The sequence below is a fragment of the Chryseobacterium artocarpi genome, assembly GCF_001684975.1.
Taxonomy (GTDB): Bacteria; Bacteroidota; Bacteroidia; order Flavobacteriales; family Weeksellaceae; genus Chryseobacterium; species Chryseobacterium artocarpi.
In genome coordinates this window covers 690,593-708,020 of sequence record NZ_MAYH01000034.1, presented here as the reverse complement: position 1 = coordinate 708,020, position 17,428 = coordinate 690,593, and the positions used below count along the sequence as shown (strand labels likewise).

Below are 17,428 nucleotides of genomic sequence, written 5' to 3'. Positions count from 1 at the left end.
AATATGGGTCGGGATAAAATCTAGTGAATACTAGTTATCTAATATTGTATACGTAACAGTTACTGAACCAACTGCTGTAGCTTGTAGATTGTCATAGATAGCCACGGCTCCAGGACCACTTCCGGCAGCAAGAGCATACGTAAGATTATGTCCGTTATTGGCGCCATTGCCTGTATAGGCACTTCCTATCCCTGAGATAATTGTTTGATCTGTAGCACTCAATGTAAGAAGACCTGCGGAAGTACCTTGAAGACCGCCTCCTGATCCGGTTGGAGACGCAGCTGTCACATGAATATCTACTCCGGGAATGACTGCATTGAGACTCACCGTTACCTTACGTGTAGGATGTGCAACAGATTTGATGGAAGAATAGTTAAGCCATAGTGTATTATTAGCTGCACTTGGAATAATAGCGTTACCAGCTTCTGTAGGAGCAGAGAATCCAAGTGTAATATTTTTTGTAGCGGCAGGTTCAATGTCTACCAGTGCAACTTCAGGTATAGAAATTGTGATTGTATGATTATCGGTATTGTTATCCTGGGCACTTAAATTTCCAGATACAGCAACTGCAAATAAGGACATTGCAATCGTTAATTTTAGTTTTTTCATGATGCTGATAATTAGTTACGTGAATATAATTAAAATCAATATAATATGAAATAAATTTATAATAATTTTTATATCGCTGATTATTTTGTTTTTTTTAGAGTGTATTATTGTGAATTATTATAGTTTTGAAAATGAAAAATCCTGCACAAAGTGTACAGGATTTCTCTTATTTTTTTGAAATTATTTTTATGCCCAATGAGGATCTGAAACCGAAACTTTTCCAGTTTCTATTCTTCCTGAAAAGTGCCATGTATTACTATTTGTAGTCATTTTAATATCATACCAGCCTTTATTCTTACCAAGATCAATAATCATTTTTTCTTCCGGCTTTTGTATTGAAAAAGTTCTTTTATTTTTCTCGTAGAAATTTTCCATTGTTAAACTGATATTTCCCTTTTTGGGATTCTTAAAAATGAATTCAATTTGATTTTTTGATGAATTGTTAATTAAAATAATACTCATTTCAGGGGTATTATTTCCCTTGAATTTCCTGAAAAAGCCATTCGGACCAAAAACTTCGTAGTCATATGCTTCTGAATGAACAGAATGCGAAAGCTCAAGCTTCGAATATAAAGCATAAGAAAAATGGTATCCGGAAGGATCTTTCAGCTTGGTTCTGTCATAAAGAAGCAGCGGAACACCATTGTCTTTAAGGTTCGTCATTTTAATTTGATTCCCTTCTAAATTGACATGGAAATCATAAGGAAGAGGATTGGATGGTTTTATTCCTCTTTCCTGAACCTCAAGAAGATGATCATTCAATTCATTTTTGGAATACCACTTCAGCTGAGGAACAGGTTTGTTTTTCGCAGAGTTGATAGTCTTCGCAAAATCTTTCTGATCAATATAATTCATCTGTGGAGCTTTTACATTAGGACTATTGAAAGCAGAAGTAAGGTCTCCGCATATGGCTCTTCTCCAATCGCTGATATTGTCAACATGAACATCTTTTTTGAATTTTTTCATGATGAATTTCTCCAGAAACTGTAATACAGAAGTATGATCAGAAACTTCAGAGTTTACAAAACCTCCTTTGGTCCAAGGAGAAGCAATAATCATCGGAACTCTGTAACCAAGTCCTACTGTTCCTTCTGTCTTTTCATAATCCTTAAGCTTAGGATCAGACATATATTCTTGAGATTTGTTTACATATTCTACACCTTCTTTTCCATTCATGTCAACAGGTTGGCTGGGATTCATTGGTGGAGCGAAGGGAAGAACATGATCAAAATATCCGTCATTCTCATCATAATTGATGATGAAAATCGTCTTTTTCCATGTTTCAGGATCTTTTGTTAGTATATTCAGAACTTCAGAAATATACCAGGCACCATACCAAGGAGAACCAGGATGATCAGAGAAATGTTCAGGAGCTACCAGCCATGAAACCAACGGAAGCCTTTTCTCTTCCACATCCTTACGGAACTGGAATAAAACATCTCCTTTAGGAACCACCAGTCTTTCTCCGTTTTCATCCTTTCCGATTTCCAGATTGTGATAATCAGGTTCATTACTATTGGTCGTAAAAGCTTTTTCGTGTAGATTTTTTTCCTTTTGAGAAAGCTTGGAATAATTATCGGGATGATATTTTACCTGATCGTCCTTAAGTTCTGAAATTATAGTTTCCAATCTTTCTTTTTGGGCAGGATTTTTCTCGATTTCCTTTTTTAAAGAAGAAATCATGTTAGGAATATTTTCATAATATCCTTTTGAAAACTTTACATTATACTTTTCAAACCATTCGATTGGATTGTCTGTGAAGTTACTTAACCATGCTTCCTGTTCTCCAGATAATCCTTTTGGAAGACTGATCTCGTTCTGATAAATACGCCATGATACATTCTGTTCCTCTAAAATTTCAGGGAAACTTTTCCACTTTGCCTGTCTAGCTTTATCGTAATCAATATTTTCATTAACTACGTTGGCTTTTACCTTTCCGTTCTGCTGTTCTCTTAATGTTCCAGACCAGAGGAATAATCGGTTGGGCGTAGTTCCTGTCAATGAAGAACAGAAGTATTGATCAAATATCGTGAAAGCATCTGCCAGCTGATAATAAAACGGAAGATCTTCACGGTTGTAATATCCCAATGTAAGCGGAATATTTTTATAATCTTTATTGCCCGAAGCCTTTGCCTGAAGCCATTGATCATATTTTCCTTTATTCAATGCATGCTGCTGATTATCCCATGAGTGGGGAAGAGAGCTCATCCATGTAGATTTGGTATTTCTCAGATCCAGACGTGCAGGAGCTGCATACTGTCCGTTATCTCCCTTTTGAAAGAACGCAGAATGACCGTCCGGTTTTATAAAAGTTCTCTTATCTAAAAATCCTCTTACTCCTTTAAGAGCCCCAAAAGCATGATCGAATGAGCGGTTTTCCTGCATCAGAATAACAACGTGTTCAGCATCATAAAAAGTGGATTCGGCAATGGGTTCAATGGCTAATGCCTTTAAAATAGAAGGATGAAGAACACTTGAAGTTCCCAATCCTGCTAATAAAATACTTGATTTTTCTAAAAATTCTCTTCTGTTCATGATCAGTCGTAATAAGAAAGAAACCGCAAGTTAATAGGATTTTCCTGCGATTTCTTTGTTTTGTGTAAAAATAAGTCAGATTTCTATTGTAACCACCAAGGTTTGGAGTTGATATTGTCATTTCCTCCGTATTGTGAGGAAAGTGCTGCCTTTAAATTAGCACTGTTATAATTGTACTCAGACTGTGGATATCTGAATCTGAACGGTGCCGGAACACCTGGCTTTAAAGGATAATTAGGGAATCCTGTTCTTAAATAATCATAATAAGACGTCCATTGTGACTGGTGGAACATGGTCATATATTTCTGAGTGATGATTTTCTCAACCTGTTCCTGTAGAGGAGCTGAATTATTATAAACAACCAAAGGAGTTGCCAGATATTGGTTTACATCAAAACCCGCAAAATATTGTCCCGGATTTTTTACATAGGTCTGATAGAAAGTAAAGCTGGCTTTGATTGCATTGTCATAGTGAGTTTTTGCTGATCCTGAAATCCAGCCTCTTGCAGCAGCTTCTGCAAGAATAAATTCTAATTCTGAATAACTTAAAACCGAAGAAGGCTCATTGGTAGGATCTTTATAAAAGCGGTCATTTACTTTTGAAATATTTTTAGCAGTAATCAACTCTGCGTTGTCAGAATAAGAAGACGTAGGGTTTCCTCCGTTGTATCCTGTAAAATCTGTGATAGCTTTTCCGTTTTCTTTAGCCCCGGTAGTTTGTGCTGCAAAAGTAAATAAGCGAGGATCTTTTCTGTCTTTAAACAGATTGATAAAATAATCTGCCATGTATAAACTAGATCCGTATCCACTATTGTTGAACATTGTATATCTGCTGTCTGCCGCGTCTACAAACTTAAGTTCTCCATTATCTGCTATAGAAGTCATTAAAGGCTGGCTTCCTGCGATAGCAGCAAATTCCGTTGCTATATTGTAATTTCCTACCGTTGTTTTTTTAGATAATGTTATTAAAATTTTCAGACGGAAAGAATTGATCAGTTTTTTCCATTTTTGAGCATCTCCGTTGAATACGATGTCGCCTTCAATCTTATCATTGGTATTGATGAGGTCATTGGCTTCTTTTAACTCTGATAAAATTCCGGACATGATCGCTTCCTGAGTATCATATTTAGGTTGTGTAATCCCAAATTCTCCTTTTACAGCCTCAGAATAAGGAGCGCTTCCGACTCTTAAGCTGATATTAAAGAAATGGTAAGCTCTTAGAAATTTGCCTACAGCAATATAATTTTTATTATTAATTTTTTCTGCTTCCTGCATCATTTTTACCGTATTCAGAAGCTGTTTGGTATATACTTCAAAAGACGTATTGTCCCACTTCATGTACTGAAAGGTATTTTCACCATCTGTTCCGATCATCATTCTTGATGCATACATATTATCTGCATTCACCTGAAAAGTGTTTTTTGAAACATAGGTTAAGAGATATTTAGGATCAATAGTTGCCTGATCATTAGGATTGTCATTGATTTGATCCAGACTGGATTCACAAGAAGCTAATGATAGCAATCCTGCAAAAAATACTGACCTCATCAACCTTTTGGCTGTTTTACTGTTGTGTGCTTTTGTCTTTATATTATTTTTCATTGTATCGACGTACTTTTTAGTTAAAACTTAAGATTAAACCCGATTCCGAACCATCTGCTTGAAGGATCCTGAATATCATTCGTAACATCATCTTTTCTTCCCGTTTTAATCTGGAAATCAGGATCTGAATAAAGATTCTTTGATTTTTTCCACATGGCAAGATTGTAAGCTGAAATATTGGCTGTAAATCCTTTTATCATTCCTTTTGGGTTCAGTAATGAAGAGAAATCATATTCCAGTACCACAGATCTTAACTTGATGAAGGTTCTATCAAAAACATTCGCAAATTCTTCACTCTCATCCTGTGTTACCCTTGCTTGGTATGGGTAATTCTGCGCCCAATCCTGGAAACTGATGGCTTTCGTATGCTGAGTATATTTTCCGGTAGCTGGATCGTAGTTTACACCATCCGGTACAAAGTAGTAAGTTCCTGGTTTTGCATATTCAAGATCTCTGTAGGCAACAGAGTTTGGATGTTTTCCTCCCCACCACATCTTTTCCACAACCTGAGATCTCATGATACCTCCGATACTTCCATCGATTCCAATATTTAAAGACAGTTTTTTATACTTGAAGGTATTATTGAAACCGAAAGTCCAGTCCGGATTGAAATGCCCAAGGTTACTTGGAGTATTTGCCTTCGTTGGCATTCCAGACTTCGCATCCAATATTACTTTTCCGTCTGGAGATTTTTGCCATGTATAATCATAATAGCTGTCCATTCTTTCACCTAGCTTAATGTTATTATAGTTAGGCATATTATCATAAATAGACGTTAGCTTTTGTTCATAAGTACTCCAGTTGATCAAGGTTTTCCATGTAAAATTAGACGTTTTTACAGGAACCATTCCCAGGGAGATTTCGAATCCTTTTGTGGTGTATTCGTTACCATTTACATATTGAGATGTGAAACCTGAAGATTCAGCACTTGGGAACTCAAGAATGTTGTTGTAATCTAAGGTTCTGAAATAAGTTGCATCTAGGGTAATTCGGTTATTAAGGAATCCTGCACTTAATCCTAATTCGTAAGATTTAGTTTGTTCAGGCTTTAAAGAATTTTCAATGTTGAGGGTAGTCGGAAAAAGGAAGGTAGGATTACCATTATAGGCAATTCCTTTATCATTCATATAATAATTTCTGATGGAGTAAGGCTGGAAGTCATAAGCAACTTTTGCCCACGAAGCAGAAACTTTCAACATATTGATAGCCTCGGGCATTTTCACCAGATTAGAAATGACAGTACTGATAGATGCTGAAGGGTAGAAGTAAGATCTGTTAGCTTTAGGAAGTGTAGAAGACCAGTCGTTACGACCTGAGATATTGATGAAGAATGCATTATATAGCCCAATATCAATGGTAGAATAAGCACTATAGATTAGTTTTTCCTTCAGATATCTGTATTTTTTGAGGGCTCCGATAGAGTTTTCAAAGGAATAAACTTCTGGAACTTTTAAACCATCTGTATAGGTTTCGTTATTGTTGTTTTTAAAGTAAAATGCTGAACCTCCTGCATTGATGGTGAAGTCAAAATTCTCAGAAATCTTTTTCTTATAAGTAGCAAGTATATCATAGTTTAGATTCCATGTCTTTAAATCTTTTAGAATATATCCGCCACTCCTTGGTGCATTGTAGTTGAAATAAGAATATGGGCTGAATATCTCAGATTTGCTATGGTTTTCAACAAGGGAAATTTTACCTTTTACTGAGAAATCCTTTGTTGCTTTATATTCTAATCCAGTCTGAGCATTAATGATATTCGTTCTGTTCTGATTTTTATAATATTCAGCTCCGAACCAAGGGTTGTTGTACCATGCGTAATTCCAGTTTGCCTGTGCTACTCCTTCTTTTCCAGGAATCCACATATGGTTTCTTAAAGCTTTTCCGTCCACATCACCACCCATCCAAATAAGGATGGTATACATGTGTCCACTAGGATTGTATTCGTAATTGGGCATGTTTGGGGTAAAAGTCTGATTGAAATTAAACTTAGTGTCAAAAACAAATTTATCTCCAATATGGTTTTCAGAAGAGAAATTGACCCCATATCTCTGAAGATACGAATTCGGAACTCTGTCGTCATAATTCATAAAGTTCCCAGAGAGTCTGTACACGTCTTTATTGTTTCTGTAGCTGATGGCGAAATTATTATTGTTGATAACAGCCGGCTTTAAGAACGTTTTTAAGTTGTCATGATATCTCCATTCAATAGGAACTCTTTCATATCTTGATTTATCATTATATTGAGTACCTGTTACTGCTCCATACCACGGAACTACCTGTCCTGTTACTTTATCTCTGATAGGGCTGTTCCACTGGGCAATTTTTAATCCCGGAACAAACTTCGGACCCCAGATCATATCCCCATCATTCACGCCACCATCGGCTCCGTCCCAGAATTCATACTTTCCGTGAGAACCGTTACCGTATTCCGTCTGAGTTTTTGGAAGATTGGTAAACCCTCCTGTGATCATTGTATTTTGTGAAAACTCTACAGAGAATCCTTTCTTTTTTGCGCTTTTTGTTGTGATCAAAATAGCTCCGTATCTTCCTCTGGATCCATAAAGAGCAGAAGCTGTAGCTCCTTTCAATACGTTGATATTTTCAATATTATTAGGATCTAAATTCTGGAAAACCTCTTTTTCCACAATCACTCCATCAATCACAAAAACCAAATTGGAATTTCCTCTTAAGGTAAACTGTGGTGCCTGCTGCATTCCTGTTGGGTTAGAAACATTCAATCCCGCTACCTGTCCTGAAAATAAATTACCAATACTTGGAGTAGTGATCGTTTCAAATTGCTTCGTTCCCACTTCCTGTGTAGAATATCCAATCTTTTCCTTTTTCTTGGCAATTCCTAAAGCGGTAATTACAACACTTTCAATCTGTTTTTCATTGGTTTTCCTCAAAACAACAGAATATTGCCTTTTTGAAGAAACTTCTACCGTGGATAAAGAAAAATCAGGTGAAAAAAACTCAAGGATATCTTTAGGATTGGCTGAAATGGTAAAATTCCCGTTTTCGTCTGTTGTGGCGGTTTTTCCTGTGTTTTTGTCGGTGATGTTGACGCCTGAAACACTGGTGCCATTTTCAGATTTTACATTTCCTGAAATGTTAATTTCCTGAGCTGTAATGTATAAAGGAAGTAAAAAAACTGCAAACGTGGCTAAAGTTTTCTTCATTTTTTTTGAATGCAAATTTAACCGTGCATTATTACCTGAATTTTAAGGTCATATTAAAATAAAAATACGATTTATGTATTTATTGGTGAAAATAATTAATGAATTGGTAAAATAAAAAAAGTTCTTTGTATAGAGAATTTTGTTTTATTATATAAGGCTGAAAGCTGGAAGCTAGGACCTATTGAAATTTTAAAAATAAATGAAATACTTTTATTAGCGTTTAATCATGAGCAGACTATTAAAATAGTAGCCTTACAATTATTTCAGTCAGCTTACATTCCGCCTAAAATCTGCTCAGAATTCCCCAATGAATCTTGATGTCATTAAATTTAAATGGATTTCCGAACTCATTACCATTAGAAAGCTGGAAGCTCATCAACCCAATCGGAATAAAGAAATTGAAACCGAGTCCTACACTGTAGAGCTTAGGTTTTACATTCAAAGACTTATTATTAAGCTGTCCATATTGTCCAAAGAGGTCAAAGAATGCCTGATTACCTATGAGGTACCGATATTCCAAGCCTCCATAATAATAGAAATCGGCGGCGAGGGAGTTTTCATTGAAGCCCCGCATGGAATTCCAGCCCCCAAAACGATACAATTCATTGGTAGAAAGCTCCATTTTAGAATCCATTAAGGCTCCTTCTGCTTTAATATTCAGAAAATGGTTTCCGGAAATATGATAATTATGTTCCCCCGAGAAATAAAACTGGTTCTGTGTAGACCTTATGTTTCCCTTGGTGTAAGTTGTTGCTAAATAATCGTATCCTGCATTGATCCTTGTTTTGTGAAGAAAAAGATCAATGTCTGTAGGTTCTGTCATCTCAAACCATATCCCGATCCCTTTTTTGTTGTAATCCCTTCCCTGTGTGTATAAAGTATCAATAATCGTTGAGGTTTCCAGCGTTGCTCGAAGACCAATTTTATTACGGTTATTAATATGATAATAGAAAGCCGGAAGAAACTTTACATTGGCGAATGTGGAATCCTGTCTGTAGATATTCACCTTTGTGTTCATCCCGACATTAGATTTGAAAAGATATGGAATATCCACCTGAAGATCAAAAGTCTGTCCTTTATCCGGGTTTCTCTGCCAGTAAAGATTAATTGCCTCAAAACCATTGAACATATTCCTGAAATTAACGTTCATCGTTCCGTTTAAAGTAAACTTATCAGTCTTGTCATTACCAAAACCGATCACCCCGTCAAAGGTATTGGTCTTTTTCTTCTCCAGAAACAGGTAAATATTGGTAGAATCTTTGGTGAATAAAGTTTGTGGCTGCCTTTCAAGTATCAGGAAAGGATGACTTTGAAAGTTTTTGTTGATAGCCAGCAGGTTTTTATCATCATAGTTTTTTCCTTTAAATTCCTTTTCCAGATTTTTGATGAATCTTTTTGGAACTTTTTCATAGCCCTTTACAACGAAACCGTTGATCGTTCTTTTATCATTTTTATTGATATCAAGCTCTACAATAGGAAAGCCATTTTTCTGTCCTTTATATTTTGATTTGATTCTGCTGAAAGAATATCCGTCATCAATATAACTTTTATTGATGCTTTTCTTTGTGGAATCTAAATTTTTTGTAAAAAAATCTTTCTGAACCTTCAGCTTCTGAACAATAGAATCGGAAAGATTGACGTAGGTTTCGTTAAAGTTTTTTCCTTTGTCATAAAAAATCTCCGTGCTGTCTCCTTTAATTTTTACATCTTTCAACTGAGTGAAAAAATAATTATTCTGAGCTAATGAATCCAGAAATTTTACCGCAGAAACGGAATCCTTTACTTTTTTCTTGACCTTAGTTTCAGTGTCAATCAGCCAATACTGCTTTTTCTGCGCTTGTACAAAAACGCAGAACAGAACAAAAAATATTTTCAGAAACAGCTTAATGCTTAGTAAGGTTTAAAGTAGTTAATTAACTTTTTAATAACTGAAACTAGTCCAGTTTATTATATTTCTTCATTAAATTCTCATAAGTATTCTGTGGAAGAAGCCACTTCAACGGAACTCCTATTTTCTGCCCGAATTTACCAAAATAATAATGAGCCTTCCATTTCTTTTTTTCTAATAGCTTTTCAATGTATTCTGCTACTTCCAATGGCTCTGTTCCTTCGTCTACATGGGCATTCATTAAAGAATATACTTTATCAAATACATTTTTATAGGGTTGGGAAACCTGTGCAATAACTCTGTTGTCTGCAATATTAGTTTTGATATCACCTAAATGCAGTGAGCATACATCAATGTTCCAAGGATACACTTCATATCTCATCGCTTCCGTTACTTTATCCAATGCAGACTTTGAAGCCGAGTAAAAACCACGGAAAGGAAGTCCCATTTCACTTCCAATACTGGATACATTGATGATTTTCCCGAATTTATTTTCCCGCATTTTCGGAAGAACAGCACTCATCATCTGAACGGCACCTGCAAGATTCAGACTGAAAAGTTTTAGGATATCTTCCTTTGTAGAATCTTCTATGGCTCCTACCATTCCCATTCCTGCATTATTGATGAGAACATCGATTCTGGTTTCAGTTTTCAGAACTTCTGCGATAGCATTCAGAACGGCAGTGTTATCGGTAACGTCAGTCGGGATAGATTGAAAATGTTGGCTTTCCGTATACTTACGGCTTAAACCATATACTTTATGTCCTTTTTTACCAAAATATTCGGCTAATGCAAATCCAATTCCTGATGAGGTTCCTGTGATAATAATGGTCATTTAATCTTATGATTTTTATAATGTTTAATTTTTTCCTGTCCATTGATTGAACAGGGTAAAATCTATTTTCAGCAAATGTAAAAAAAGAATAACGAACTCTGTTATTTATTGTTTCGGAAAATATTTTCAAAATGGATTGTCCTATTGTCTCTATTTGATTTTAAACTTAAAGGAAACTTAATGTCAGTTATGTATAGAATATAAATAAAATAATTACTTTATTTGTGTATTTATTTGTTTTTCAATATGTTAATGTTTTATTGGATTAAGCTTAAAATGAAAAAATATAAAAATTGTTAATAAAAACATAAGAAAACGTTAATGAAGAGAGGGAAAGGGCTGTTCTAATTTTGCATCTAATTAAAAAGGATGTCATGATTGTATTTAAAACCCCTGTCTCTGTAGCTTATTTAACGGGTAGGGTATTACTTATTGGTGCAATATCAGCTTCGCCGATGTTCCTATCACAAAAAAAAGACAGTTTAAAAGAAAAATCCATCGATGAGATTGTTGTTGTTGGATACGGAACACAGAAAAAGAGTAAAGTATCCGGTGCTGTTACGGAAGCTTCTTTGGATAAGCTTACTTCAAGATCTTTATCCGGAGTGGGCGATGTACTTCAGGGAAAAGCTCCGGGAGTTACGGTGGTGAATGAGGGGGGGGATCCTAACGGCTCGCCGAAAGTAAATATTCGTGGTCTGGGAGGAATCAATGGAGAGACGCCTTTGTACGTTGTAGATGGAGTGGTTTTTAATGGTACACCTTCTATCAACCCGAATGATATTCAGGATATCTCTGTTCTTAAAGATGCCTCGGCAGCTATTTATGGAGCAAGATCTTCAGGCGGAGTTATTCTTATTACGACCAAAAGAGGTAAAAAAGGAAACCTGACGGTAGATTTTGATGTTAAATACGGGGTGAACCATGCATGGAGACTGAAAGAATCTTTAAATGCAGCAGAATTTCAGGATGTAATGTATCAGGCATTTAAAAATGCTGATAAGTTGGGAAGCTTACCAATAGCGTTCAATCCTGAGCTTTATCCGGAAGGAAGAATTACTAAGACAGACTGGATGAAGGAAATTTTCCGCACAGGAACTCTCCAGGAATATAATATGAACCTTAGTGGAGGAAACGAAAAGTCCCGATATTTTGTAGGAATGAATCACAGAAATCTTGAAGGAATCCTATTAAATACTCAGGCAAAAAGATATAATTTCAGAGTTAATTCTGAACATAAAATAAAAGACTGGCTAACGATCGGAGAAAATATGTACTATAATTACTCTGACGGAAATACAGCAGATACAAAAAGTGGTTATACAGGAGCAATTGTAGCAGCAATGTATTATCCGCCAAATGTTCCGGTTTATACACCATCGGGTGCTTATTCCGGGTTACCAATCAGCGTGGCAGGAGGTTATGGAGATATGATTAATCCGGTAGCTTATCTTAAAAGAATCAGTCTTAGAAATCCTACACATGAGATTTTGATCAATCCTTATGCAGAGATTACGTTGGCAAAAGATTTAAAATTCCGATCCAATTTTTCACAGACTTTCAAAATAGGAGATACTAAAAACTTTACTTACAGAGTTCTTGAGGTCGGGAAAATTTTTGATACAAACAATCTGGAATATCAGTCGAACAATTCAGCTACAGTTCTTGCAGAACAGCTTCTTACCTATAAATTAGCTCTTGGTAAACATAATTTTGATTTCCTTGGCGGTTTTACTTTCCAGAAAACCACGGAAGATGGTTTCCTTGCAAGATCTTTTGATTTCAGAAGTGAAGCTGAGGTTTTCCAATATCTTCAGAATGCAGCAGATACCAACAAAGATGTTTCAAGTTACAGATATAAGCAGGCATTGGTCTCTTATCTGGCAAGGGTAAATTATGACTATGCAGGTAAATATATTGTAAGTGTATTGGGAAGACGTGACGGATCTTCATTGGTGGCGAAGCAGAATCGTTTTGCAAATTATTATGCACTTTCAGGGGCTTGGGTAGTTTCCAGAGAAAACTTTATGAAAGATATTTCATGGCTTTCGAGCTTAAAGCTTAGAGGAAGTTATGGTATTCTGGGTAATCTTGGAGGCATTTCACCACAGGCTGTGAATCCTTTGATGACCAGAGATAATAATGTTATTTTCGGTAAAGATCCATCTCAGAACATCGCCTATTATGCTACCACCCGTCCTAATCCGGATCTGAAATGGGGTAAGTCTGAGCAAACCAACTTCGGAGTAGATGCATCTTTCCTGCAAAATAGCCTTTCCTTACAGTTTGATTACTTTGTGAAGAACTCTAAAGATCAGATCTTTAATGTAAGCTTGCCAAGTACCGCTACTTATAATAACCAATATGTGAATGCTGGGTTATTCCAGGACAAAGGATATGAAGTAGGAATCAATTATAACAGTAAAAAATCAGGCGATTTTACTTACTCCATCGGAGCTACTTTTAGTCAACTAAAAAACACGGTGAAGCAGTTGGCGAATGTAGATGAGATATTTATAAATGATAATGGGATCAGAGGAGTATTGAAACCTACCCGTGTAAAAGTTGGAGATCCATTGTATTCTTTCTACGGATATAGAACAGGAGGGATCTTCCAGTCTCAGGCAGAGATTGATAATTATAGAGACTCTAAAGGAAACTTAATTCAGCCGAATGCAAAACCGGGAGATATTAAATTCCTGAAAAAAGAAGGAAATACAGGAACTCTGGACAATAAAGACTTCGTGAATCTTGGAAGCCCTTATCCTAAATTCTCTTATGGGCTTTCTTATAATATGACATGGAAAAACTTTGATCTGAATGTATTCTTCCAGGGAGTTTACGGAAATAAAATATTCAACGGATTGAAATTCATTTCCCTTAACCCAGGTGGAACAGGACAGAATTACAATATGGATCGAGATATTCTGAATGCCTGGACTCCTCAAAATACAAATACAAATATTCCAAGAGTGGTACAAGGTGATCCATCCGGAAATTATTCAAAAGTATCAGACTTCTACGTAGAAGACGGATCTTACTTAAGACTGAAAAACCTTACTATTGGATATTCTTTACCCAAAGAACTTTACAAGACTCTCGATGTAAGTAGGGTAAGAATTTATGTAACGACTAACAACTTATTCACAATTACAAAATACACAGGTTTCGATCCTGAAGTGGGGATGAATTCTTACGGTGTGGATACCGGAAGATATCCTCAGTCTCGCTCATTCATCTTCGGTGTAGAAGTAGGATTATAATTTTTAATATCAAAAAAAGTAAAGAAATGAAATTTTTCAACAAAATATTTTTAGTATCAGGAATTGCCGTAATGCTTACCTCTTGTTTAGGAGAGCTGGATGTTCAGCCGGAAGGAACTCCTACAGAAGCTAGTTTCTGGAAAACAGAAAATGATCTTATTACAGGAGCAAATGCCATGTATAAGCCTTTGTTTAATGAAGAGTTTTACGGAAGAGGACTTTTCTGGTTTATCAACGCAAGTGATGATATGGTAACCGGAAGAAGCAGGAATGAAGCAGATAATGCAAAGAATTTTAGCAGTAATTATATTGCTGCGGGAGATCTTGAAACGCAATGGAATAAAAGATACAACGTAATTGGTGTAGCTAATCGTGTCATTCGTAATATTGATAATATACAGACTTCAGTTGCTGTTAAGAATAAATATCTTGGAGAAGCTTTATTTATGAGCAGTAGAATGTATTTTGAACTGGCTTCCAATTATGGGAATGAAAAAGCGGGAGTTCCTATCATAGACCGTTCAAAAGAACCGGATCCTAACCCAATTCCAAGAGCAGCTAATGTGAAGGTAAATTATGATTATATCGTAGCAGACCTTAAAAAAGCAGCAGAGTTATTACCTAGCCAGGCAGAACTTCCATTGACGGATTACGGAAGACCTCATAAAGCTGCGGCATGGGCACTTCTTGCAAAGGTATATCTGTTTATGAAAGATTATCAGAATGCAGAATATTGGGCAAATGAAGTGATGACAAAAGGAGGAAGAAGTCTATTACCAAACTTTGCAGATGTTTTTAAAGCTGATAATAATTACAGCACTGAATATATCTGGTCTGTTCCGGGGACTCCTAAATTTACAGCATGGGGAAGCATCCTTCCAGGAGTAATGCTTGAAAATAAAGGCTGGGGTGAATATAATGGCTGGGGGTATTTTCAACCAACCAAAGAATTGTTTGATGAATATGAAGCAGGAGATCTTAGAAGAAGTGTGACGATTCTGAAGCCGGGAGATCAGTTTACATTTAATGGGAAACCAAGAACCTATCAGAAAGATAACAGCCGTACAGGTTATCAGTTCAATAAATATATGGACGCTTTCAAATATGATTTAAAAAGCGGACACGTAAGTGCCAACGGAGATTATCCATGTACTGATCTTGCTGTTCCTATCATGCGTTATGCTGAGGTAATCCTTATTAAAGCTGAAGCATTGATTATGCAGGGAAAAAATGGAGATATAGAAATTAATATGATCAGACAACGTGCTGGGCTGGCTCCAAAAAGTAACTGTAAAATGGCAGATCTGAAGCATGAAAGACGTTGTGAACTTGCAGGTGAATGGGCAGATAGACATAGAGATCTTGTACGTTGGGGAGATGCACAGTCTGCTTATGCACAGCCTTTACATGGTGCTACAGGAGAAGAGGTTTGGGCTGCAAGAAACTTCAATCCGGCAATCCATAATGTATGGGCAGTTCCACAGGTGGAAATTGTGAACAGCAATGGAGTTATCAAACAGAACGAAGGTTGGTAAAATCTAAAACTTATACATATCTACTATATCATCGCAGAATGTCTGTGATGATATAGTTTTTTAAAGAACAATGAAGTGTTCCATAGAACAATAAAAAATATAAGAATGAAACTATCAAAGATATTAGGAGTATTGGCATTGGCTTTTTTTTCTGAAGGACAGGCTCAGAATTATTTGAATTATAATGTGGGAAATGCACATTCTCACAATGATTATATGCAGGAAATTCCTTTTTGGAATGCTTATTATGCGAATTTCGGTTCCATTGAAGCCGATGTTTTTCTGGTAAAAGGTAAATTGTGGGTAGCTCATACAGAGAAGGAGTTGTCAGCAGACAGGACATTGGAAAATCTTTATCTTGACAATATTTCAAAACAGATAAAAAAGAATAAAGGAAATATCTATTCGGACACAAATAAAAAATTACAGTTACTGATTGATGTTAAGCAGGATTATAAAACAACCCTTGCAGTATTGGTCAATACATTAAAAAAATACCCCGATATTACCGGCAATTCAGGAGTGAAAATTGTAATTACTGGAGGAAGACCGGAGCCCTTAGATTTCAAAAATTATCCAAGCTATCTATATTTCGATGGTGATCTGGATAAAAATTATTCTGCTGATCAGCTAAAAAGAGTAGGAATGTTTAGTGCAGATTTACCAGCATTGGTCAAGTGGAACGGAAAAGGTATTCCCCGAGATGAAGAAACAGAAAAAATAAAAAATGCTGTAGGAAAAGCTCATGCTCAACAAAAGCCGATGCGTTTCTATGGTGCGCCTGATTTCCCTAATGCTTGGGTGAATTTAATGGATCTGGGAGTAGATTATATCAATACCGATCATATTCCTGATCTTAAGAAATTCATGAATACAATTCCGAAAAATTTCTATAAAAATACAAAAGAATACAGCACGTACACTCCCACATATAAAACAGACGGAGTAAATAAAAAGGTGAAAAATGTAATCCTTCTCATCCCTGACGGAACGTCTTTACCTCAATATTATGCTGCTTTTACCGCCAATAAAGGAAAACTTAATGTATTCAATATGAAGTCTACGGGTTTATCCAAAACCAACTCTTCCAATGCTTATGTTACCGATTCTGCACCGGGATCTACAGCTTTTGCAACAGGAATAAAGACTAAAAATACATTCGTGGGTGTAGATAGTATGGGAAAAGCGCTGGCTCAGATTCCTGATATTGTTGCAGAAAAAGGATTGGTTTCAGGACTGATTTCTACGGGTGATGTAACGGATGCAACTCCTGCGGATTTTTATGCACATTCAGATAATAGAAACAGCTCGGAGCCTATTCTTAAGGATTTTGTTACTTCCAAAACAAAAATACTGATAGGTGGTCCCACAAACGGATTAACACAGGATGCAGAGCAAAAATTGAAAGATGCAAAAATAGATTTATATCATAATCTTAAATCTGCAAATAAAATCAATAACCGAACTCTGATTATTGATCCTTTGGCTTCAATACGAGTAACGGAAGGAAGAGGAAATTGGCTTGCTGATGCCTTTGATCTTACTTTAAATGATCTGAAGAACAATAAAAAAGGATTCTTTATGATGGTGGAAGCATCACAAACCGATGGTGGCGGACACAGCAACAATATAGAACAATTGGTTACTGAATTACTGGATTTTGACCATGTTGTAGGAAAAGCAATGAAGTTCGCAGATGAAAATAAAGAAACATTGGTTGTAGTGGTAGGAGATCATGAAACCGGGGGGCTGACGCTTTTAGATGGAAGCTTAAAAGATGGTTGGATATTCGGGAATTTCAGTACGAATGATCATACGTCAATTCCATCAAGTGTTTTTGCATACGGACCGAATTCCAAAGAGTTTACAGGGCTGTTTGAAAATACCGAGATTTTCAATAAAATACTTGCAGCCTACGGGATTCAGAAATAGTTTTGCATTTCAAAAAACATAATGACTGTTTCATTTTGAAGCAGTCATTTT

9 protein-coding genes are annotated in these 17,428 nt (G+C 36.1%); 3 read left to right on the top strand and 6 right to left on the bottom strand.

Annotated elements, in window-relative coordinates:
• Positions 1 to 30 precede the first annotated feature (30 nt).
• The 6 genes from BBI01_RS14695 to BBI01_RS14670 form a co-directional block, all read right to left on the bottom strand.
• Positions 31 to 609, bottom strand: coding sequence for a hypothetical protein (locus BBI01_RS14695; protein ID WP_065395391.1), 579 nt, complete (start codon positions 607 to 609; stop codon positions 31 to 33).
• A gap of 186 nt (positions 610 to 795) precedes the next feature.
• On the bottom strand, positions 796 to 3,144 hold the full coding sequence (locus BBI01_RS14690) for a phosphocholine-specific phospholipase C (protein ID WP_065395390.1): 2,349 nt from the start codon (positions 3,142 to 3,144) through the stop codon (positions 796 to 798).
• An 83-nt stretch (positions 3,145 to 3,227) separates the two neighbouring features.
• Entirely contained in the window at positions 3,228 to 4,745 is a 1,518-nt protein-coding gene (locus BBI01_RS14685; RefSeq protein WP_083190113.1) for a SusD/RagB family nutrient-binding outer membrane lipoprotein, read from the bottom strand.
• Positions 4,746 to 4,765: 20 nt separating this feature from the next.
• Positions 4,766 to 7,924 (bottom strand): SusC/RagA family TonB-linked outer membrane protein, encoded by a 3,159-nt coding sequence (locus BBI01_RS14680; protein WP_065395389.1) that lies wholly within the window; start codon positions 7,922 to 7,924, stop codon positions 4,766 to 4,768.
• A 283-nt stretch (positions 7,925 to 8,207) separates the two neighbouring features.
• On the bottom strand, positions 8,208 to 9,638 hold the full coding sequence (locus BBI01_RS14675; RefSeq protein WP_228394015.1) for an autotransporter assembly complex protein TamA: 1,431 nt from the start codon (positions 9,636 to 9,638) through the stop codon (positions 8,208 to 8,210).
• Positions 9,639 to 9,858: 220 nt separating this feature from the next.
• Positions 9,859 to 10,647 carry an SDR family oxidoreductase gene (locus BBI01_RS14670; RefSeq protein WP_065395387.1) on the bottom strand — a complete coding sequence of 263 codons (789 nt, stop codon included), beginning with the start codon at positions 10,645 to 10,647 and terminating at the stop codon, positions 9,859 to 9,861.
• 374 nt (positions 10,648 to 11,021) lie between these two features.
• Between BBI01_RS14670 and BBI01_RS14665 the strand changes: the two genes are divergently transcribed.
• From BBI01_RS14665 to BBI01_RS14655, 3 genes are all read left to right on the top strand, one after another.
• A complete protein-coding gene (locus BBI01_RS14665; protein ID WP_065395386.1) occupies positions 11,022 to 13,910 on the top strand; it encodes a SusC/RagA family TonB-linked outer membrane protein in 2,889 nt (962 codons plus the stop codon).
• Positions 13,911 to 13,936: 26 nt separating this feature from the next.
• A complete protein-coding gene (locus tag BBI01_RS14660) occupies positions 13,937 to 15,445 on the top strand; it encodes a RagB/SusD family nutrient uptake outer membrane protein (protein WP_065395385.1) in 1,509 nt (502 codons plus the stop codon).
• A gap of 105 nt (positions 15,446 to 15,550) precedes the next feature.
• A complete protein-coding gene (locus BBI01_RS14655; RefSeq protein ID WP_065395431.1) occupies positions 15,551 to 17,377 on the top strand; it encodes an alkaline phosphatase in 1,827 nt (608 codons plus the stop codon).
• Positions 17,378 to 17,428: the final 51 nt, after the last annotated feature.